The following is a 20,301-nucleotide window of genomic DNA, read 5'->3' as shown; positions in this document are numbered from 1 at the left end:
GTGGCCTGTCCGTTAAGACGCAACGGTCATCTGCGCAGCCGGCGGGCGCAGGGGCCGTCGTGCCCGTCGCGGAGGAGGCAGCGCCGGCCGCCAGGCAGCCGCAGGTCGCAGAAGACCCGGTGGCGGAGGAACTGCTGGTCCTCTTCGGAGACGGTGGTCTCCCCCGGGTCCGCCATGGGCAGCACCGCCATCCACCGGCCGATGACCCGGGCCAGGCGCTGCGCGGCGGGCAGATCGGTGGCCACGACGGGCAGGTGGATGACGTACCGCTGGCTCATTAGGCCTGGTCCCGCTCGTTGCGGGCGCGGGCCTGATCGGTCTGCCAGCGACGCAGCCCGGCCTTGATCCGGGCGGTCTCGCGACGACTCTCCGCGAGAGCGGCGTAGACGGCGGCCATGTCGACGGCAACCCGGTCGAGGAATGCATACACGTCGTCGGGGTTCAGACCGCGACGTCCGAGCCCGGTCGGCGCGAAGCGGCGCTCGCGCACCTGCCATGGCAACAGACCGGTGTCCGCGGTGGAGCGATACGTCGTACCGCCGCTCGGCGGCCCTGGTCGCTGGTTTCTGGCGTTCATGTCTGCCTGCCTTCCTGATGCGGAGGGGCGAGGGGTGTTCGGGGAAGGACGGCGGCCGCTCGGGGGGACCGGCCGGCCGCCGTGCTGTGATCAGACTGCGACAGTCCGCAGTGAAAGAGCAACGTTCCACACCGCAATTTCGCCGTTGTGCATTGACTTTCTTTGTTGAAACCCGTAGGAGTTGCAGGAGCGGGTCACGCAGTGTTGCGTGATGGAACCAGGGAGTGTGCGGATGCCCGAAGACATCGGATCGACCGTGCCGCGTCGGCAACTCGGCCGGCTGCTACGGCAGTTCCGCAACGAGGCCGGGGTGACGCTCGACGCCGCCGCCGAAGCCCTCGAATACAGCCGGCAGAAGATCTGGCGCCTCGAATGCGGCCAAGGCTCGGTCCGGGTGCTCGACGTCAAGGCGATGTGCGAGCTGTACGGGGTGTCGCCGGAAATGACCGAGGCGATGCGCGGGCTCGCCGTGGAGACGAAGTCGAAGGGCTGGTGGCACGCGTACGGGGATGCGGTGCCGAACTGGTTCGAGCTGTACGTGGGGCTGGAATCCGCCGCCGCCCACCTACGGGAGTACGAGGAAACACTGATCCCTGGCCTGCTTCAGACACGGGAGTATGCGCTCGGCCTCGCCCGGCTGGACCAACCGTCTATCGGTGAAGAGGATCGCGATCGGTCGGTGGAGGTGCGGCTACAACGGCAAGGGTTGCTGACTCGGCGGCTGCCGCAGCCGCCCCGGTTGAATGCCGTGCTCTCGGAGGCGGTGCTGCGTCGGACTGTCGGTAGCCGGGGCGTCATGGTCGAGCAGCTCGGTCGCCTCCTGGGCGCCGGAGAGATGCCGAACGCGTCCGTGCGGGTGCTGCCCTTCGCCGCCGGACCGCACCCCGGCGCGGTCGCGGGCTCGTTCGTGATCCTCGACTTTCCGGCGACCAACGGCGGGAGAACTGCGCCGGAGCCGTCGGTGGCGTACAGCGAATCGTTGACTGGCGCGCTCTACCTCGACAAGCCTGACGAACTGGCTGCCTACCGCGACGTATGGCGTGGTCTGGAGCGGCTGGCTCTCGATGAGGCACAATCGATGGACATGATCAAGAGCGTCATAGCGGAGATGCGACATGACTGACCTGACCGGCGCCGTTTGGCGCAAGAGCACCCGCAGCGGCGGCAACGGCGGCAACTGCGTCGAGGTCGCCACTAACCTCCCCGGCGTCGTCGCCGTCCGCGATTCAAAGGATCCTACCGGGCCAACCCTGGTTCTCTCGCACGACGCTTGGCGCAGAATGCTTTCCTCCGCGATAGATCAGGCAGGCTGAGGCGAAGCCCGATTCAGACGATCGCCACCGCGGTTTAGGCACGAGCTGGCCTGGCGCGCGGTGAATCAGGGGCATCACCTCGCGTCGTGTCCGACTAATATCTCTGCCCAGGGTTGCCGAGGACGGGCGGGGATCAACTGTGACTGCGGCGTGGATGGTGCGAGCCGGTCGGGATGGCGAACGTGAGGACGCGGCGCTGCGCGAAGGTCTGGCCATCGCGGGTTGGCCCGAACTCGGAGACCTTTCGGCTATCGAGACCCGTGCCGAACTGCGGGAGCTCGTGCGGGATGCCTACCCGGACCGGAGCAGCGCCGTCATAGCCAACTGGACCGGCCAGCTCTGGCGCTTTCTCAGCCGGATCAAGGACGACGACCTGTTGGTCGTCCCACTACGGCGACGCGAGCAGCTTGCGATCGGCAGAGTATCCGGTGGATACGAATATCGTGCTGAGGCTCCCCTGGGATTCCGACACGTCCGGCCCGTAACCTGGCTACGCACCGATGTGCCGCGTAGCGCCGTCCTTCCTGACCTGCACAGCTCAATGGGCTCGCTGTTGACCGTGTTTGAACTGCGCAGGCATGATGCGGTACGACGGGTCACATACCTAGCCGAGCACGGTACCGATCCCGGCCGGGATCCTGGCGAGGCCGGCGAGAACACCTTCGCTACCCGCGATGAGCTTCTCGACCGGGCCGGCGACGAGGGCGCACCGTCCGCCCCTCGCCTGAGCATCCGAGACTTCCTGGGGATGTGGAACGCGGGCCGCCGAACTGCAGGTGTGGTGGCGGAAATCGAGGCGGACCTCTCGGATCGGGGCCTCACCACCCGCCCTCCCTTTACCGAAGGCTGGATCGACAACACGATCGAGCTGGTTCCGGTGAGTGTGGAGCCGGAGCCGGATGTCGTCCGGCCGGTTGAGAGGACCCGGATCCCAGCGCCTGCCGAAGCGGTGGCAGCCGAGGATCTTCCACCGGTGTCGCTCCGCATAGGTGATCTTGAGTCGGCCAACCGGCCGGTACTCAGCGTGGACGCGGACGACACGCTCGCGGCGGCGATAACGCACATGCTCGCTCACGACTACTCACAACTGGCCGTGTTCGACGCGTTCGGCGGGGTGCGCGCTGTCAGCTGGGAGTCCATCGCCAAAGCACACCTCGCCAACCGCGAGGCCACACTGCATGACGCGACGGTCGCGGTCCGCGTCGTCGATCACGACGCCGACCTCCTGGCCGAGGTTGGCGAAATCTACAACGTCGGATACGTGCTGGTTCGAGGCCAAGACAACGGAGCCATCACGGGGATCGTCACAACAGCCGACCTGACGCAACAGTTCGCAACCATGGCCCGCCCGGTGGCACTGATCGAGGAGATCGAACGTCGACTCCGACGCCGAGTCGACGAGGTCTTCACGCTTGACGAGATCCGTGGGGCGTCGATGAAGCCCAACAAGACGAACTCCGCGGCGGACCTGACCCTCGGCGCGTACGAGCACCTACTCAAGCCGGAGGACGAATTCCGTCGACTCAGGTGGCGCCTAGACCAGCAGCTTTTTCTTAATGCCCTCAAGGCTGTGCGGCACATTCGCAACGACCTTATGCACTTCTCCACGGACCCGCTGACTGCAGATCAACTGCAGGCGATCGGCGGTCTCGTCAACATGTTGCGAACGGTCGACCCACGCCCATGACTCTCGCGCTGATTTGAGATTGCAGGAAACAAGCGGCAAGAGGGCTGCCCTGCGGCCACAGGGGCTGTCTGCGTAGCCATGAAGCGATTCGATCATTCCTCCGCAAAGAAGTTCTCGTCGATCTGCTTCAGAATGTACGTCTCTTCGGTTACGACGCCACAGCTGTGCTCAATCATCAATCTGGCGAACTCCGGGCCGTCGATCAGGATGAGCCGAGCGTTCACCCGGTCCGCGTAATCTCTCGCATCGGCACTGAACCTGCTCGTCGTGATGAAGATGCCTCTGCTGGCTTGAACACCGTGCAGCGCTCCGACGAATGCCTGAATGTCGGGGCGGCCGATGGGCTTGTCGGTGTAGCGCTTCGCCTGCACGTACACGACGTCCAAACCTAGCGGGTCAAGCCGCACCAACCCGTCCAGCCCGCCGTCGCCTGGTCCCCCCATGTGCTCGGTCATCCGCTCCAAGCCGCCGTAACCCATCGCGACGAGAAGGCGCAGAACAAGGTGTTCGAGGAACTCCGGCGGTTGGCTGATCACTCGACTGAGTAGTTCCGCCGCAACCGCCGAGTGGGCGGCCTCGATGAATTCCTCGATTGCCTCACGAGGCGCCAACGTCTCGACGTTCGAGTCCTCGGCCTGCTCCTCCGAGGACGTCCCCGACGGTCGCACCCGCGCACGGGTACGGAACTCGACGTACTCAGCGAAGCCTTTGAGGATCCTGATGTCAACGCGTTCGGGGTATGCCCATAGGACTTCCTGCCCCCTACCAGTGATCTCCGTGACGCCCCTCGTCGGCCTATGCAGGAGACCCGCCTGCGCAAGATGGGTGATTGCCCAGGCAATTCTGTTGGCATACCGAGGCTGTCGCCCGCTCGGCAACAGCACCTTCCGGTCCTCATCGGTGATGGCGAGAGCACTCACCACCGCTTCCCGGATCTCCGTCACGGCGTGCGGCTTCTGGTCGGCATGAGCATCGAGCACCGGCCGCATGAAGGCCTGGAAATCAGGAATGGCCATCGTTCTCCTTCTGGTGATCCTCTCGCGCTCCTTCACCAAGACGCATGAGGTGGGTCAGTAGTGCCTCAACCTCCGCCACATCGTGCGAATCCAAACCTTGAACGCGGCGAACATCGACGAGCAAGCCTTGAAGCTCTCGACGGGCCTCCGCTGTATCGCCGACACCAGCGGTGAGCAGCGCGATCTGGTGACGTAGGCCGAAGAGCTCTGGCGCATCGGCGCCTACGGCGCGCTGCTGGTCGGCCAACAAAGCGCGCAATGCCTGCAACGCCTCAGGTGCCTCGCCGAGCTCGGCCTGGCATGTAGCTGCCTGTTGTCGGCAATGCCAAATCAGTTCCTGGTCTGGGACCGGACGCTCGGCCAGGTCGGTGACAAGTCGGGTGAACTCTGGCAGCGCTTGCCGGAAAGCGCCGGCGAGGACGTGAAGGTTGGCCAGGTTGAGTCGCAGTTCTAGCACCCGCGGCTGCTTCGCGCCGTGGCCCCGCAGGACCGGACGGAGCGCCGTTTCGAGTAGGGCGGCAGCTTGAGTGAAGCGCTCCTCCTCGGCCAGCGCCCAGGCTCGTTCCTCGACCTCGGTCAGCTCTTCGAGTGACGGCGGTTCGATGACCTCCGGCGCGGTGCGTGGCCGAACGACGTCGACCCGCGTCGGTGCAAGCGGTGACCGAGGCGGTAACGGACCGAAGGGATAGCGGTAGGGCATGGTCGGGTCGACCGGCTGACCGTCGGCAACGGCGATCGCGAGGCCGCCCGCCAGCTCGTGTTCGACCGCGCCGAACGGCGCCAGGATTTCGTACACTTCCGCGGCTGAACCAGGCCGGTCCTGCGGATCCTTGGCGAGCAGTTGCTCCACGAGTTGCACAAGGCTATCCGGCACACCGGCCCGGCGTTCAGTGACCGCTGGGACGGGATCGTTCATGTGGCGGTGCAGCAGCCCGAGCGCACTGTCCGCACGGTACGGCGGGTTGCCCGTCAGTACCTCGAACAGAACACAGCCCAGCGCGTAAAGGTCTGCTCGGGGACCGACCGCGCTGTTTAGTGCCTGCTCGGGAGCCATGTAGGTGGGGGTCCCGAGGGTATGGCTGGTGGCGGTGAGCCGGGGTACGTCCGCTCCGAGCAGCGCGGCCACCCCGAAGTCAAGCACGTTGACCGACCCGGCGGGGGTGACCATCAGGTTCTGCGGCTTGAGGTCGCGGTGCACAAGGGAGGCAGCGTGCGCGGTGGCGAGCACCGAGCAGATCTGGGCGCCGATTGCGGCGGCCCACGGTACCGAGAGCCAACCGCGCTCGGCAATTAGATCGGCGAGGACCATGCCCGAAACGAGCTGCATGACGATGTAGATATCCTCGCCGTGGTACCCGACGTCGTGAACGCTGGGTACCCCGGGGTGGTCGAGTCGGGCGGTGACCCGTGCCTCACGCATGAAGCGCTCGACCGCAGTCTCACGCTCGTTCTCGGGGATAGTGAGCTGACGAAGGAACTTGATGGCGACCGGCCGATCGAGCTTCTCGTCGAAGCCCGCCCACACTTCCCCCATGCCACCGCGGCCGAGCGGGTACGTCAGCTCGTACCGCTCGGCGACCCGCTCCTGCGCCTGCATTCGTCTCTCCCCGCTCCTCAGCCGGTGATCCGCTGGTTGAACCAGCTAGTACCGTTCGCCGTAAATGTCGGCCAGCTCGTTGTATGCCTCACGAACCGCCTCGACCGCGTTCGGATCGTGGGCAGCGTTATGGGCAGATACGGCCGCAAGCTCGAGTGCGGTTTGGATCCGGGCCAGCTCCGCCTCGGTCTGCTCCCACAGCGCCCTCGTCCTCTCCCGCTGTTCCGCCAGAGAGCGGCTGGCAGTGCTGTTCGGTGAACCGGCCCTCGCCGGATGGTTCTGTTGGCGGCCGACCTGAGGGCGAAGCTGCTGCCGACGGCTGAGAACGTCGGCAGCTTCCCACAACACCTGGGCGAGGAGTTCTCCTCCCTCAGCCGGGTCAATCGCTTCGTCTACGGCTGGTAGCCCACGGCCGGCTTGCTCAGTCAGGCCCATCAGGTCGAGGAATTCTTCACGCTCTTCACGCTTGTTGAGCGAGTGGTGGAGTTCCGGAAACGCTGTCTCGTCCGGCGCGACCACATGGGGTGGCGGCGTCTTCGAGAGAATCGCCGCCAATCCGAATCCCAGCACCATCGCCATCAGGATGAGGATCACCAGCACCGGCGCGCTGCTGAGACAGAGCAACAGGGTGCCAATCAGCACCCCGGTGCAGAGCACGATGACGCGGCCCAACTTGGAAGAGCTTTGAGCCGCTGGTATCGCCTGCAGGTGAGTGAGGCTGCCCCACTCATGTTTGAGAGGCGTACCGGATATCTTCAGTGGCGCGAGCGCGACAACCGTCCGAGAGTCGTCGGTAGCGACCCAGAGGTGGAAGTCGGGGGTGGACGGAGACAACCGTCCTCCTCTCGGCGAGGGGTGGGGGTTAGGCGATGCCCTTGCGGCTGCGGATCATCTGGTACGCCTGCCGGCGTGCGAACTGGTTGAGCTGCGAGCGCAAGCTCTCGTCGTCCAGGTAGCGCTGCATCAGCTTGCCGTTGTCGTCGTGGCGGGACAGGATCACGTCCTCGATCCGCTTGTCACAGACCACGCCGAAGTTGCTTTCGTCGTTGACCATCGCGGCGGCTTCGAGGGTGCCGTCCTCGGCGAGGGCGACGATCTGCTGCTCGACCCAGACCTTGTCCGACTCGCCCAGCCCAATGCCGAACCGGTCGTTAAACGCGTCGATCAGCTCGGACAACACTACTTTCTCCAGGTCGCGCTGCTGGCCTGCGGCCCCGCCGAGGAAGCCGGGCAGCATCTGCTCGCCTTCGGGCGACAGCGACGCGTCATGCTCGCCAGTCTTGCTGACCCGCAGGTGGGTCAACTCCACCTCACCAATGTCGACACTCGGATCCTGTCGGCGGGGTAGCCGGTTGAGCAGCGCCCGCCCGTACAGGTAAAGGCGTTCCAGATCGTCGTCGTGGTACGGCACGACCTGGCTCAGGAACGCGTACATCCGGGTGTAGTCGCGCAGCGCGGACCGGAAGGTGTCCGCGGCCTCCGGTTCGTCGGCGGCCAAGGCGTTGAAACGCTGGACCGCCGGCTCGGTGAACCGGTAGAGGGCGGCGTGCGCTCGCTGAAGCGCGGTGTCGCTGGTCGCCTTCTGCTCGGCGGCGAGCAGGGCATCAACGTACGCCTGCATCTCCGAGTCCACCAACACCGGGTAGCCCGTCACCGCGTTCTGCGCGGTGTAGAGCAGGTTGGGGTCGGTGGGGGTGGTGGCAGCGGTTTCGAAGTACGGCTTGAAATGCTCGGCGATGTCGCCGGCCTCGTTGACGAAGTCGAGGACGAAGACGTCACCCTGCGCCTTGAGCGGATGGGTGCGGTTGAGCCGGGACAGGGTCTGCACCGCGGCAACGTTCTTGAGCAGCTTGTCGACGTACATCGTGGTGAGCAGCGGCTGGTCGAAGCCGGTCTGGTACTTCTCGGCGACGACCAAGATCCGATATTCGGTCGGCTGCTTGGCCTTGGGCGTGCCAGCGTGCTTGTCGTCGGCGGCGGTGTAGGCGAACCGTTCGGGGAGCTCGCCCTCGCTGAAGCCGTTGCTCCGCGCCTCGGTGTGCTCGACGCCGTCGACCTCCAGGTCGCCGGAGAAGGCGACCAAGGCGTCGCACCCGACGTAGCCCTGCATCTCGACGTACTTCTTGATGGCAGCGTGCAGGCGGACCGCGGCCTCCCGGGATCCGGTGACCACCATGGCCTTGGCGCGATTACCCAGGCGCGACGCGGTGTGCTTGCGGAAGTGCTCGACGATGATCTCGGCCTTCTGCGCCTGCATGGTGGGGTGCAGGCTGGCGAAGCGCGCGAGCTGGGCGCCGGCCTTCTTCGGGTCAACCTCCGGGTCGTCAGGGTTGGCGTTGGCCAGCTTCCAGTACGACTTATAGGTCAGGTAATTTCGCAGTACATCGAGGATGAAGCCCTCATCGATGGCCTGCCGCATTGAGTACGTGTGGAACGGCTGCGGGTTGCCGGTCACCGGGTGCGGCGTGCCGAACAGCTCCAGGGTCTTCGGCTTCGGCGTGGCGGTGAACGCGAAGTACGACAGCGTCTCGTGCCGGCCCCGGGCCAGCGCCGACGCGGTGAGCAGGTCACCCGACTCGTCCACATCGTCGCTGCCGAGCTTCAGCAGCACCTTCTTCAGCGCGGCGGCCGAGTCACCCGACTGCGACGAGTGCGCCTCGTCGACGATGACCGCGAACCGCTTACCGCGCAGCCCCTGCACCTGGTTGAGGATGTAGGGGAACTTCTGCATGGTGGTAATGACGACCTTGGCCGTCTCGCCCTGGAGGGCGGCGGCTAGTTGGGCAGAGTCCTTGTCGATCCGCTGCACTACGCCGGGCACGTGCTCGAACTGGAAGACGGTGTCCTGCAACTGCCGGTCGAGCACCACCCGGTCGGTGATGATGATGACCTTGTCGAAGACCGGCTCGTTGGGGCGCAGCCCCTTGGCTCGGGCATCCTGGTCGAGGGTCGGCGCGGTGTGCAGACTGGAGAGCCGGTGCGCCAGCCACGCGATGGTGTTCGACTTGCCCGACCCGGCCGAGTGCATGACCAGGTAGTTGTGGCCGGAGCCGTTGCGGGCCGGATGGTCGGCGAGCTGGGTGACCGCGTGCCACTGGTGGTAGCGCGGGAAGATCAGCGCCTTGGATTCCTTGTCCGTGTGCAGGAACCGCCGGACCAGGTCCAACCAAGTGTCCGGGTGCCAGATCTGCTCCCACAGGTAGGAGCTGCGGTAGCCGCTTTCACCGGCGGGCGGGTTACCAGCGCCGCCGGACACTCCCGGACCGTCGGATCCGGTGTTGAAGGGCAGGAACCGGGTCTTGTCACCGGCCAGCTTCGTCGTGACGAAGACCAGGTCGGGATCGACGGCGAAGTGCACGAGGGTACGCCGCGCGAAGAGCAGTTCCTTCGGGTCTCGAGTCTCCCGGTACTGCTTCTTGGCGTCCTCGACAGTCTGGCCGGTGAGCGGGTTCTTCAGCTCGGCGGTGGCGAGGGGGATGCCGTTGACGAAGAGGACCAAATCGAGGGTGTTGTTGTTGCTCGTGGAGTAGGCGAGCTGGCGGGTGACGGTGAGGCGGTTGGCGCGGTAGAACTTGAGCGCGTCGTCGGTGATGGCGTGGGCGGGCTTGAAGTAGGCCAGCCGGATCAGCACCCCCTTGTCCTTGACGCCTCGTCGGAGGACGTCGAGAGGACCGCGCTCGTCGATCTGCTTCGCGAGGTACTGGGCGAAGTGCTGCTGCGCCTCGTCGGGGTTGTTGCCGTGGTACGCCAACAGCTTCACCCACTGGCCGGGCTGAGTCCCGCCAACGAAAGCAAACAGCTCACTGGTGTCTATACCGAGTTGCTGGTCAAACTGACCTGCGACACCAACTTTCCATCCCGACCTCACCAGATCACTTTCGATGACCGATTCAAAGATTCGCTCTCCGCCGACCTTCATTATCCTCAGACCGCCCGCCCAAGTTGGTAGCTATCCAGAACGCTTAGCCGAAACGCTGCAAACACCATCGAATAGAAGCTCCGTGGATGCCTCAGGGCCGTGAACACTGCCCTTCCGCGCCTTCAATCTAGATCGGCCTCCCTCTTCAAGACTTCCTTGGCAAGCACCGCCAGCGATTCATCCCGTGATACAAACCAGCGGGCCGTGCCTTGCACCGATTTGGGCCGGCCACCTTCCCAGGCCGCAAGATCCCACATACGTTGGACGAGACCGGTGGGCGTGTATTGCCTTCCATCGACGCTCCATAAGAGCGGCCTAACCCTATCGTTCAACCAGGAAGCTTGACCTCTACGAGGGTCGTCCGCCAGCCATGACGCCATGGCATCCTGCTCCGATTTGGCGATCCCCATGTAGTTAAGAATCGTCCCATCTTTAATTCGGCCGGCGTCGACCAAGACACGAACAGAATTGGGCCGCCTAGGCGCACGCACTCGCGCATAACTTGCCGACAGATCCGGAGCCCGAACACCATCCACCAAACTTGCAGAAACCTTTTGCGAAAGAACCTGTAAACGTTTGGCACTCGCGAAAGTGTTAGTAATAGACGAGGTGGGCCCAAACTCTTCGTCAATATGATGCAACAGCCACTTCAGAGCCGTGTCTGTCAACTGTTCAATTTGCCCAAGTGGAACAGAAAGGTCCAACTCCGGCCTATGGATCCCCGAAATGTCGACCTTCTCAAGGACGCAATGGGCGACAAGCAACTCACCCTGTTCCGCCACCGACTCCGCTCTTCCGGCCCGATTACCTCGGCCATCCGAAAGGGCTGCCTTGATTGACCTTAGCAGTAGCACAAGACGCCAGATCTCGAAGGCACTTGGCGTGCGGCGTCGGTGGAATAGAAGCTCGTAAGCACCCTGAGACCCACGCTCCCACAGCAGGTCAGGGTCTGCGATAGCTCGTATGACCAGATCTGGGTCCGGATACGCACAGGCGAGCGCAAGCGCTGCCTCTGCAACCGAGCAACCGTCCTTTGGATCAGGAACTTCCTCCCCCCGCATTACGACATATCGCTGCGGCAACGACAGGTGGAAATCGTCTTCTATATCCGCCTGAATCGGATCAAGCGCAATGAAGTCGCGCAGTTCAACCTGGTTCTGCTTATTGGTCGCCTGAGTGATCCGGACACCAAATCCTTCCGGCGCGCCACGGAGAGAAATTACACGAACAGAGACGTAGCCTCGCTTGGTAGCCAACGGATCTTGACGTACCGCCTCAGAGATAGCCGAGACGCTCTGAGCCCCATTTACAATGCTGGCACCGACCACGTTGAGGTTAACCGGGCTGTCGGCCGCGCTCGGATTCCAGAGATGGGGTTCAACGGACTCGCAAAGCATGGTGATCCCATTATTCAAGACACCGAAGTTTTCCGGCTCTCGAAGAAGTGAGTTCACCATTCCAAGATTGACCTCAGTCTGCCCAAGAGGCTTCCGCAGATTGCGCTCGAACAGGCGATCGCCGTATTCGTCCTTCCAGCTTGCCACCGACCCGACGGCAACTTCGCCCTGATAGGCTTCAAGATGCCCTGGCAACTTGTGCCAGTTGCCCATACCCACCTCTAGCCTGATCGGTGCCTCTCGAAGGTCCTCCTTCAAAATCTGGCGGAGGTCCTTCATGAGGAACACCCGATAGTCAAGAAGAGGATCGTCCTGGTTGTAGCGATTAAACTCATTAACGGCATCATCAAGCCGTCGCGCTACGTCTCGAGATATCGCTTGGGTACCCATAACCGCTAGAACCAGAACGATCTTCCGTCGTGGGTTTTCCAAGACTTGCAAAATTTGCGGTTCGAAGGCTCGTAGCCTTGGGTTGAAACTCGAGAAGTCTCTCCTGGTTAACAACCTCATCCCATCCAAGAGGCTGTTTACTTCACCTACGGAGATACTTTTGTCGCCGTGATCACTCCACTTACTCTGAACCAACCAGAGCCGGGTATCAGCGTCCGTTGCTACGGCATCGATTCCTTCGTCATTGAAACCGTCCACGACGCTTCGAGCCGCCGCAACGCTGTCACAGCCCGTAAGACTTCGAATTACTAAGGCTGCTTCCGCACGCGTACGGAACATCTGCTCGCTTGCGTCGCGTTGCCCCGCCGGGTCTGTCATATCGATCAGGCCGCTGAACTCTCTCTCCAGCGCCTTCCTCACCTGCCATGCGGCGAGCGGAATACTGCCAGCCCTGGCACCGGTCGCAGTCACTGCCTCTCTCCCCTCATCCCTGGTGTTCCCGTCGTGGATTACCTAGTTGAGGTAAGCAGCATCGTCCGCCGTGGCGTGACCTGTTACGGCGGCAGCTATGAGCGATCGCTTCCGCTCTTCAATCAGGCCAATCTGCTCGCTAATCGCCGCAGTAGCGGACTTACAAATTCGGCGCAACTCGGACAACTCTTCGACTAGATCGGCTTGCGCCGCCAAGGAGGGAATGGGCAGCTCAATATCTCGGACGACTTCTAGATTGATCCGCGACCTAGTGGAGCCGCGCCTCAGCGCCGATATCTGTTGGGAGACAGGACCGGAACTGAGGGCCCAAGCGGCGAAATCGTGGGAGATTCTATTCTCATCTAGGCGGACCCTGAAGCAGTCTGCCTTAACAATCGCTGGCCCGAGCCCTGCGGGCACTACCGATGCACGCCCTAGGGGATGATTCTTGTCACCGAGACCGGCAATCACCAAATCACCCGGCATCGCCTCGTGTCGACGGAGACGAAAGAAGTAGGATTCTGCAATATAGGCCTCGTCTGAAGGCAGGAACTCTGCCCGGCCGACATTGCCAAGGCGAATGACCCGCGCCCCCTGATCGGTATAGTGACTGCTAGTCAACGCACTGCCGAAAGGGCCATCACACATCGCCGTAGTTACTCGCCGCAGCGGCGTTGGCCGGCAGGCAGTCATGAGCTGGTCGATCCGGGTTGACCAAACTGACTCAAGTCGGTTTTCGATCAATGCCGATTGGCGCCGCCGAGCCTCAGCGAGGCTATCGAGACCCGCAACAGCCCGATCGAGGTATGCTACCAATGCCGACTGCACGTTGATCGGAGGAAGGGGAGTCCTTAACTGTTCAATGTCTGGCATGTAGACTGTTTTATGCGTCGAGCCTGCTGCGATACGTCGCAGGTCCGGAGCGGTAGCCCGCAGAACATACAGGAGAAACCGCGGGTGCAACCGAGGACTGCAGGTCCAAGTCGCGAAGTCCTGGCTAGTTGCCATGCCCTTCTTCATAATCGCAGAGAAGCCAACCGATGCGGTGCGAGAGAGAATAACTGTTCCCGCTGGATGAACCACAGCCGCCGAGTTCGCTAGACCCACCTCGCTGATGTTTTCCTTTGTTTCGTTGAGGTAATCAGTTGCGCCGGAACGCAACTGCCAAACATCTGCGAGAGTCACCCACGGGATGGTGCAGTTTTCCCAATATTCCGGTTTGGCGCGACTAGGGGTATGTCCGGTGCCCAGCCTTGCCGCGAACCTGATCGGAACTGTGGCCCATCGTGAGTCGGCCAGCCATGGCGCTACCGTTGTCACTGCCGAACCACCCGACCAAGAAGCTCCTCGATTTCGCCGTTCAGCGCCATGATTTCGGCGTCAATTTCTGCGATCGGACGAGGCGGTCGGTGCACGTAGAAGTACCGGGTTAGTGGGATCTCATACCCGACCTTGGTCTTGGTCTCGTCGATCCAAGCGTCGGGAACGTGCGAAAGCACCTCGCGCTTCAGGTACTCGTGGACGTCCTCACCCAAGGGCACATTCTCATTGTCCCGCAGGTCGGGGTTCGGGATGGGTCTACCCTTGCGATCGGTCTGCGTCTCGCCCTCCGTGTCGTTGATCGAGAATGCCTCCCATACCGCCTTCTCCACCGTTGCCGGGAGCTTTCCCAACCCATTCAACTTCATCGCGAACTCCACCCGGGTTGCAGATGACGTACCAATCAGCGACTTCGCTGCTGCCAACAGCGACTCTCGCTCGGCGTACCCGGGCACCGCCTTTGCCTCGCCGAGCAGGGCGACTGTCTCCTCGGTAACCTCGAAGCGCAGCCGCAGTGGGCGCTCCACCGTGATCCGCTGGTAGCCAAAGTCGGTGGTCTTGAAGACCTTCACCTTGGCGTGCTGGGGGTGCTCGGGGTCGTCCGCGATGGATAGTGCCTCTACGTACGCCCGGGTCAGCTCAGCTATGTGCTCGTCGGTGAGCATCTTGCGCTTGTCGCCGAGGCTCTTGCGCATCTTGGTCCAGTAGTCGCGGCCGTCGAGCAGCACCACTTTGTGCCGGCGGGCCGGCTCCTTTCGATTGGTGAGGATCCAGAAGTAGGTGGAGATGCCGGTGTTGTAGAAGAGCTGATCGGGCAGCGCGACTATGCCCTCCAGCAGGTCATTCTCGAGGATCCAGCGGCGGATCTCAGACTCCCCCGACCCGGCAGCGCCGGTGAAGAGGGGCGAGCCGTTGAAGACGATCGCCTGGCGGCTGCCGCCGTCCTCGGGGCGCTTCATCTTCGAGATCATGTGCTGGAGGAACAGCAGCGAGCCGTCGTTGATTCGAGGCAGGCCGGCACCAAACCGGCCGGCGTGGCCGCGGGCGTGCTCGGCCTTGATGAACGCCTCGACCTTCTTCCACTCCACACCGAACGGCGGGTTGGCGAGCATGTAGTCGAAGCGTTCGCCCTCGTGGCCGTCCTGGCTGAACGAGTTGCCGTAGGCGATCTTCGTCGGGTCGCCGCCCTTGAGCATCATGTCGGAGCGGCAGATCGCGTACGTCTCGCCGTTGAGCTCCTGCCCGTACACCTCGACGGTGGCATGCGGATTGTGCGCCTGAATGTGCTCCTGAGCCTCGCTGAGCATGCCGCCGGTGCCGCAGGCCGGGTCGTAGACCTTGCGGACGATGCCCGGGGTGACCAGGTCGTCCTCGTCGGGGGCGAGCAGCAGGTTGACCATCAGCTTGATGACCTCGCGCGGGGTGAAGTGCTCACCGGCGGTCTCGTTGCTGATTTCGGAGAAGCGGCGGATGAGCTCCTCGAAGACGTAGCCCATCTGGTGGTTGGAGACCACGTCCGGGTGCAGGTCGATGTCGGCGAACTTGGCGACCACCTGGTAGAGCAGCCCGGCTTCGGCGAGTCGGCTGATCTGGGTGTCGAAGCCGTACTTGTCCAGCACGTCGACTGCGCCGGGCGAGAAGCCGCCGATGTAGGCGCGCAGGTTGAGCGCGACGTGGTCCTGGTCGCCGAGGAGCTTCCGGAAGGACATCTCGCTGGTGTTGTAGAACGACAGGCCGGCGGTCTTGCGCAGCACCGGGTCCATGTTCTGCACGCCCATGTCCTTGAGCTGGTTGTGCCGTGTCAGCACCGCATCCTTCGTCGGCTCCAGCACGCAGTCGAGCCGCCGCAGCACGGTCAGCGGCAGGATCACCCGGCCATACTCGGACTGCTTGTAGTCGCCGCGGAGCAGGTCGGCCACCGACCAGATGAAGTTCGCGAGCTCTTGGTGCTTGGTACTCACCAGGTTCCTTTCGATTGCCTTAAGTCAGGAGTATTGCTGCTGGCCGGCATCGTCGGGGTCCTCCACTTGGTGGAGATGATCAACCGAGTGTCAGAGGGTCGTTGCTGGCGGGTTCCATGCCTCGCTAGGTTCGCGAGCATGAGTCGGCGTGTGACGATCTCCGTCCCTGATGACGTGGCCGAGCAGTTGGATGCTCTCCCGGCCCGCCAGGTTTCCGCGTATGTCACCGAAGCGCTGCGCCGCCGTCGACTATCCGACGACATGCGGGCCGCTCTGCGGCCGGATAGTTCCCCGGGCCAGACCGTCTGCGGTGAGCTGGACTAGCTCCGCGCCCAGCGAGGCGGCCTGTCGGATCGCTGACTCGAAGGCGTCGAGGCGCCGGAACGCGTTCCCGTGTGCCCGTTGCTCGTCGAGCGACAGCCGCCGCACCTGCGCCCGTCGAATGTCAAACCGCATGGTTCCCGAGAGACTCGACGCCTGTTTCTCGTTCGCCGATGTCCGCAGCTGACCGGCCAGGAACCACGGATCCAGCGCCGCCGGATTGGGTCGCAGCAGGTAGAGGTTGCGCCCCAACAGCGCGCCGTCGGCGGTGACCACCCGCGGGATGAGCTGCCGCGCGATCATCGGCACCACCACGTCCCCCACAGCCAGGGGAATCTCCTGACCGAACCGGTCGTCAACCCGCCCGGACGCCTCCACCCCGGAGAGCACGTCCGGAACGGTGAGCACCGGCTGCCCGTCGGGTGCGGGTGTGGACGTGCCGGCGCGGACCGGTCCGATCAGTTGGAGCGCCCCGGTCTTCGCCAACTCCCCCACCGTGAGGAAGAGACCGTCCGGCCCGTCGGGCGCGGGTGTGACCTGCGGCAGCAGCGCGGGCAGCTCACCGACGATGGCGGCCAGCCGTTCTCTGGTGCGTACCAGATGCTCTCCTGAAGCCTCGCCCGCGACGGCGGGTTGCCGGCGCGCGGGGGTGAGGTCGACGTCCTCGTCGAGAAGCTCGATGACCGGGACCGCGCGGGCGAAGCCGGCTTCTTCGACGTCGGCGTCCGGGGCGGCGGCGAAGACCCGCCACGCGGCCAGCACGCGCGGCGCGGTGTCGGACAGGTCGCCGCCGGCGGCGTCGATCAGCAGCGCCCGCGCCGGTGGCGGCGCGTCGGCCGCGGCCCGCCGCAGCACCCACAGGTGCAACGGTACGCCGTGCGGCGCCGCCACCCCCGGCGGGAGCGCAATGACGGCGCGCAGGTGGCCTCGGCGCAGCAGTTCGCTGCGGATCCGTTTGCCGGCGCGCCGGCTGGCCACCGTGGGCGGCATCAGCAGCACGGCGTGCCCGCCCACGCGTAGGTGCGCCAGGGCGTGCTGCGCCCACGCCAGCTCCGGTTCGGTGCGGGGTGTGGTGCCGACGATCCAGCGCGGATCGTGGCCGAGTTCCTCGTCGCCCCAGTTGGTGGCGCCGAACGGTGGGTGGCAGACGACGGCGTCGACGGCGCGACCGGCGAAGGCGTCCGCGCGCAGTGAGTCACCGGGGCACACCTCTCCGGGTACGTCGTGCAGGGCCAGCCACAGGCCGGCGAGCCGGGCCAGATCCTCGTCGAGTTCCTGCCCGTACACGGAGGTGCCGCCGGCGCGGACGGCGGCTCGCAGGATGGCGCCGGAGCCGGCGGCCGGGTCGAGCACTGAGCCGCCGCCGACGCTGGCGAGTCCGATCATCAGGTCGGCGAGGTCATCGGGGGTGGCGAAGGGGCGGCCGGGCCCTGGTGCGGAGAACCGCTGCCACAGCTCGTCGAACGCACCCTGCGCGCCCAGTTCGTCGGCGAGAGCGTCGACGTCTGGCAGCAGCGGCGCGACGTGTGCGTCGGGGTGGCCGCTTCGGGAGCCGCGCTGACGGGCCAACAGCAGCGCGCCGACGGCCGCGAGCCCGGCAGGTGGGGAGTCGCTGGCCGCGGCGAGGTGTCGCCAGAGCCGGTCGGCGGTGGCGAGCTCGGGGAGCTTGCCCTGCGTGCGTAGCCACTGCTCGACCTGAATCAGGTCGAACTCGGGGCTCGCCGTGGTCCCGCCCACCGGGGCGGGGAAGTCGGGGTGCCGTTTGCGCCAGTTGCTGACTGCGGCTCGACCGACGCCGGCGAGCCGGGCGATCTCCGCTGCCGTGATGGTCGGGTTCTCCTGCACGTCGAAAGTCTCGCACGTCTGTCAAGCACGAGATTGTCTGTTGACACCGCTCTCGGACGATGCTCTTATTGACGCCGCAACGTTCACATCAGGAGGACAACGATGCGCAAGACCACCACTCTCGCTCTGATCGCCACCGGCCTCATCGCCCTGGGCTGCGGCTCCGGCGCCGCCGACAAGTCCACGAGCTCCGGCGGCAGCGGCATTGGCGAGGACGCCCCGGCGAAGACCGCGAAGGTGGGCGAGGCGGCCCGCGACGGCAAGTTCGAGTTCACGGTGAAGTCCGCCAAGTGCGGCGTCGCCAAGGTCGGCAGTGACCTGCTCGGCCAGAAGGCGCAGGGCCAGTTCTGCCTGGTCACGGTCAACGTGAAGAACATCGGCAAGGAAGCGCAGATGTTCGACGGCAGCAGCCAGAAGGCGTACGCGGCCGACGGCACCGAGTACTCCGCCGACGGCGGCGCCGCCATCTACGCCAACAAGAACGCCGAGACGTTCCTCAACGACGTCAACCCCGGCAACCAGGTCAGCGGCGTCGTCGTCTTCGACATCCCGAAGAACGTCAAGCTCGCCAAGCTCGAGCTGCACGACTCGCCGTTCTCCGGCGGCGTCGACGTCTCCCTCGGCTGACCACTCCCCCGTAGCACCGGGGCGGGTCTGGACGATCCGCCCCGGCTGTTCACAGCCCACCTGTTCACACGAGGAGTCTCGCCATGACCGACCCGACCACCCCGACGCCGCCTGACCAGCAGCCACTTCTGCCTGCTGTCCCGGCAGACCACAGTGAATCCCGCCCGCAAGCCCCCACGGAGGTGGCAGCTGAGCACAAGCACGGCCGGCGCCGTCTCCTGTTGGCGAGTGCGGCGGGCGCTGCTTTCCTTCTCCTGGTCGGCGTCGGTGCCTTCGCGGCGATGCGGGCGACCGCGACGGAGGGCGGGCCGCCTGAGACGAAGTCGCCGTTCGCTACGGCGAAGGAGAAATGCGGAAGCGCCGCCACCGGCGAGGCCGAACTGGGGGATGAGGGAAAGACGCTCACCCTGCACGGCGACGGCAAGGAGAGCAGCGGCCTCAGTTACTCGACGCTCGAGTGCTACTGGTCGGCGCTCGACATGCCCGACTCGGTGAAGGCCGAGGTCGAGGCCACCCGAGCCCTCGACGGCCGGCAAAGCGGCGACTGGGCTGACATCCACGCGTCGTGGAGCTACCACCCGGACAGCGGCCTGCAGATGGTCCTGACCCGCTCCAACTGAATCGTCTACGTCATCAGCTCGAAAGCGTCCGACTCCCCCATCCCGTCGGCCCGGCTGACCCTGGGCCGCGGACCTCCCTGCCTGTGGAGACGACAATGGCCACTTCCCAGCCGTACGACAAACTCCCTTCCTCGGCCCTGACCATCCGCCCACGCCGCGCCTTCGGCGTCCTGCTCACCACTGTCCTGCTGGCTACCACGCTCACCGCCTGCGGTGACGAGCAGCGGCCCACCGCCACGCCGGCGACCGCCACCTCGAGCGGGTCCGCCTCTCCCAGCGCCTCGCCGACTCCGCCCCCGCCGCCCGATCGGGACCGCGACGGTATCCCCGACTCCAGCGACACCTATCCCGACGATTCGATGAACACACCGCAGCAGCCCCCGGTCAGCCTGGAATGCGACACGGGCAACGACGGGAACGCGCTGCTCACGGTGCAGCCGGGCAAGGACGGACGGCCAGACTTCAGTGAGGTGTGGGCGGCAAAGCCGACGTCCTGCGACTCCCAGGCGGAGATCTACCCGGTGACGGACACCGAGAAGGCCGCTTTGAAGACGTCCAAGTACGAGGACGGGGACATCACGACCCTGTACGAGATGTGTGCCGCCGTCGACCCCGAGGACACGTACCTGGAGGCGGACTTCGCCGCCAGCAGCGAGCAGATCCCGGAGATCAACGCCGCGCTCCAGCTCTGCCCCACCTACCCGTACGCGAAGAAGTGGCGCGAAACGGTGAAGCGCGGGCAGGTCGACGTGGACCTGGCGGCCCAGGGCCGGCTCTTCGGCTCCGGAACGTTCCGCGTCGGTAAGGAGATCAAACCCGGCACGTATGTCACCACCGACGTCGACGGCTGCTACTGGGAACGGCAGAACAGGTCCGGCGACACCATCGACAACTACTTCACCAACAGCGCCCGCAGGGTGCAGGTGACCATCCGCTCCTCCGACTACGCCTTTAGCTCGGAGAACTGCGGCGAGTGGCGCCCCGCCCGCTGAGACGAAGCACTTCCTTCCACCGCTCACCCCGGGCGGGTCGACGAGTCGTCGGCCCGCGGACACCACACGCCTGGAGACGACCATGACCCAGCCCTCGCAGCCGACGGCGCCGCTGATCGAGCTGATCTTCGACCGACTCGCCGCCGCTGACGACGTACCGGCTGAGACCGCCGAGCTGGTCCTCGCCGCGCTCACCGGCGAGGACGACCTGGCCGCCGCACTCGCCGGCACCCCCACCCGTCTCGACC

16 protein-coding genes are annotated in these 20,301 nt (G+C 64.8%); 6 read left to right on the top strand and 10 right to left on the bottom strand.

The window, feature by feature from the left end; genetic code table 11:
* Nucleotides 1-26: 26 nt before the first annotated feature.
* Both EAD89_RS15195 and EAD89_RS15190 read right to left on the bottom strand, forming a co-directional pair.
* Complete coding sequence (locus EAD89_RS15195; RefSeq protein ID WP_121676156.1) at nt 27-278, bottom strand: hypothetical protein; 252 nt, start codon at nt 276-278, stop codon at nt 27-29.
* On the bottom strand, nt 278-577 hold the full coding sequence (locus tag EAD89_RS15190; protein ID WP_121676155.1) for a DivIVA domain-containing protein: 300 nt from the start codon (nt 575-577) through the stop codon (nt 278-280). Before EAD89_RS15190 ends, EAD89_RS15195 begins: the two co-directional genes overlap by 1 nt.
* Before the next feature lie 232 nt (nt 578-809).
* Here EAD89_RS15190 and EAD89_RS15185 point away from each other — a divergent pair, with 232 nt between their 5' ends.
* From EAD89_RS15185 to EAD89_RS15175, 3 genes are all read left to right on the top strand, one after another.
* The gene (locus EAD89_RS15185; RefSeq protein WP_121676182.1) at nt 810-1,700 is read left to right on the top strand and encodes a helix-turn-helix transcriptional regulator; all 891 of its coding nucleotides are present in this window, start codon (nt 810-812) and stop codon (nt 1,698-1,700) included.
* Entirely contained in the window at nt 1,693-1,890 is a 198-nt protein-coding gene (locus EAD89_RS15180) for a DUF397 domain-containing protein (RefSeq protein ID WP_121676154.1), read from the top strand. Before EAD89_RS15185 ends, EAD89_RS15180 begins: the two co-directional genes overlap by 8 nt.
* Before the next feature lie 139 nt (nt 1,891-2,029).
* Nucleotides 2,030-3,577 carry a CBS domain-containing protein gene (locus tag EAD89_RS15175; RefSeq protein WP_147458805.1) on the top strand — a complete coding sequence of 516 codons (1,548 nt, stop codon included), beginning with the start codon at nt 2,030-2,032 and terminating at the stop codon, nt 3,575-3,577.
* A gap of 92 nt (nt 3,578-3,669) precedes the next feature.
* Here the strand turns inward: EAD89_RS15175 and EAD89_RS15170 are convergent, their stop codons facing one another.
* The 8 genes from EAD89_RS15170 to EAD89_RS15135 form a co-directional block, all read right to left on the bottom strand.
* Nucleotides 3,670-4,629: a restriction endonuclease gene (locus tag EAD89_RS15170; RefSeq protein ID WP_158610739.1), complete on the bottom strand. Its 960-nt coding sequence runs from the start codon at nt 4,627-4,629 to the stop codon at nt 3,670-3,672.
* Nucleotides 4,580-6,190, bottom strand: coding sequence for a serine/threonine-protein kinase (locus EAD89_RS15165; RefSeq protein WP_121676151.1), 1,611 nt, complete (start codon nt 6,188-6,190; stop codon nt 4,580-4,582). The genes EAD89_RS15170 and EAD89_RS15165 overlap by 50 nt, the downstream gene beginning before the upstream one ends.
* A 45-nt stretch (nt 6,191-6,235) precedes the next feature.
* Nucleotides 6,236-7,024: a hypothetical protein gene (locus EAD89_RS15160; RefSeq protein WP_121676150.1), complete on the bottom strand. Its 789-nt coding sequence runs from the start codon at nt 7,022-7,024 to the stop codon at nt 6,236-6,238.
* A gap of 28 nt (nt 7,025-7,052) precedes the next feature.
* Nucleotides 7,053-9,950 carry a type I restriction endonuclease subunit R gene (locus EAD89_RS15155; RefSeq protein ID WP_199733513.1) on the bottom strand — a complete coding sequence of 966 codons (2,898 nt, stop codon included), beginning with the start codon at nt 9,948-9,950 and terminating at the stop codon, nt 7,053-7,055.
* 281 nt (nt 9,951-10,231) lie between these two features.
* On the bottom strand, nt 10,232-12,367 hold the full coding sequence (locus EAD89_RS15150; RefSeq protein WP_121676148.1) for an AIPR family protein: 2,136 nt from the start codon (nt 12,365-12,367) through the stop codon (nt 10,232-10,234).
* A 42-nt stretch (nt 12,368-12,409) separates the two neighbouring features.
* The gene (locus tag EAD89_RS15145; RefSeq protein WP_121676147.1) at nt 12,410-13,687 is read right to left on the bottom strand and encodes a restriction endonuclease subunit S; all 1,278 of its coding nucleotides are present in this window, start codon (nt 13,685-13,687) and stop codon (nt 12,410-12,412) included.
* Nucleotides 13,684-15,648 carry a class I SAM-dependent DNA methyltransferase gene (locus tag EAD89_RS15140; RefSeq protein ID WP_255421275.1) on the bottom strand — a complete coding sequence of 655 codons (1,965 nt, stop codon included), beginning with the start codon at nt 15,646-15,648 and terminating at the stop codon, nt 13,684-13,686. The genes EAD89_RS15145 and EAD89_RS15140 overlap by 4 nt, the downstream gene beginning before the upstream one ends.
* A gap of 249 nt (nt 15,649-15,897) precedes the next feature.
* Nucleotides 15,898-17,814: an N-6 DNA methylase gene (locus EAD89_RS15135; protein ID WP_121676145.1), complete on the bottom strand. Its 1,917-nt coding sequence runs from the start codon at nt 17,812-17,814 to the stop codon at nt 15,898-15,900.
* Between the two features lie 102 nt (nt 17,815-17,916).
* Here EAD89_RS15135 and EAD89_RS15130 point away from each other — a divergent pair, with 102 nt between their 5' ends.
* The 3 genes from EAD89_RS15130 (at nt 17,917) to EAD89_RS15120 (ending at nt 20,053) form a co-directional block, all read left to right on the top strand.
* On the top strand, nt 17,917-18,441 hold the full coding sequence (locus EAD89_RS15130; protein ID WP_121676144.1) for a DUF4352 domain-containing protein: 525 nt from the start codon (nt 17,917-17,919) through the stop codon (nt 18,439-18,441).
* Between the two features lie 83 nt (nt 18,442-18,524).
* Entirely contained in the window at nt 18,525-19,061 is a 537-nt protein-coding gene (locus EAD89_RS15125; RefSeq protein ID WP_121676143.1) for a hypothetical protein, read from the top strand.
* A 95-nt stretch (nt 19,062-19,156) separates the two neighbouring features.
* A complete protein-coding gene (locus EAD89_RS15120; RefSeq protein ID WP_121676142.1) occupies nt 19,157-20,053 on the top strand; it encodes a hypothetical protein in 897 nt (298 codons plus the stop codon).
* The last annotated feature ends 248 nt before the right edge of the window (nt 20,054-20,301 follow it).

The organism is Micromonospora sp. BL4 (assembly GCF_003667505.1).
Lineage (GTDB): Bacteria > Actinomycetota > Actinomycetes > Mycobacteriales > Micromonosporaceae > Micromonospora.
The sequence above is the reverse complement of the archived record's forward strand: the minus strand, read 5'-3'. Positions and strand labels throughout refer to the sequence as shown.

Bases quoted from the DNA above. Each gene is read 5' to 3' on its own strand.
- EAD89_RS15195 (WP_121676156.1), bottom strand. From the start codon at position 278: ATGAGCCAGCGGTACGTCATCCACCTGCCCGTCGTGGCCACCGATCTG.
- EAD89_RS15190 (WP_121676155.1), bottom strand. From the start codon at position 577: ATGAACGCCAGAAACCAGCGACCAGGGCCGCCGAGCGGCGGTACGACG.
- EAD89_RS15185 (WP_121676182.1), top strand. From the start codon at position 810: ATGCCCGAAGACATCGGATCGACCGTGCCGCGTCGGCAACTCGGCCGG.
- EAD89_RS15180 (WP_121676154.1), top strand. From the start codon at position 1,693: ATGACTGACCTGACCGGCGCCGTTTGGCGCAAGAGCACCCGCAGCGGC.
- EAD89_RS15165 (WP_121676151.1), bottom strand. From the start codon at position 6,190: ATGCAGGCGCAGGAGCGGGTCGCCGAGCGGTACGAGCTGACGTACCCG.
- EAD89_RS15130 (WP_121676144.1), top strand. From the start codon at position 17,917: ATGCGCAAGACCACCACTCTCGCTCTGATCGCCACCGGCCTCATCGCC.
- EAD89_RS15125 (WP_121676143.1), top strand. From the start codon at position 18,525: ATGACCGACCCGACCACCCCGACGCCGCCTGACCAGCAGCCACTTCTG.
- EAD89_RS15120 (WP_121676142.1), top strand. From the start codon at position 19,157: ATGGCCACTTCCCAGCCGTACGACAAACTCCCTTCCTCGGCCCTGACC.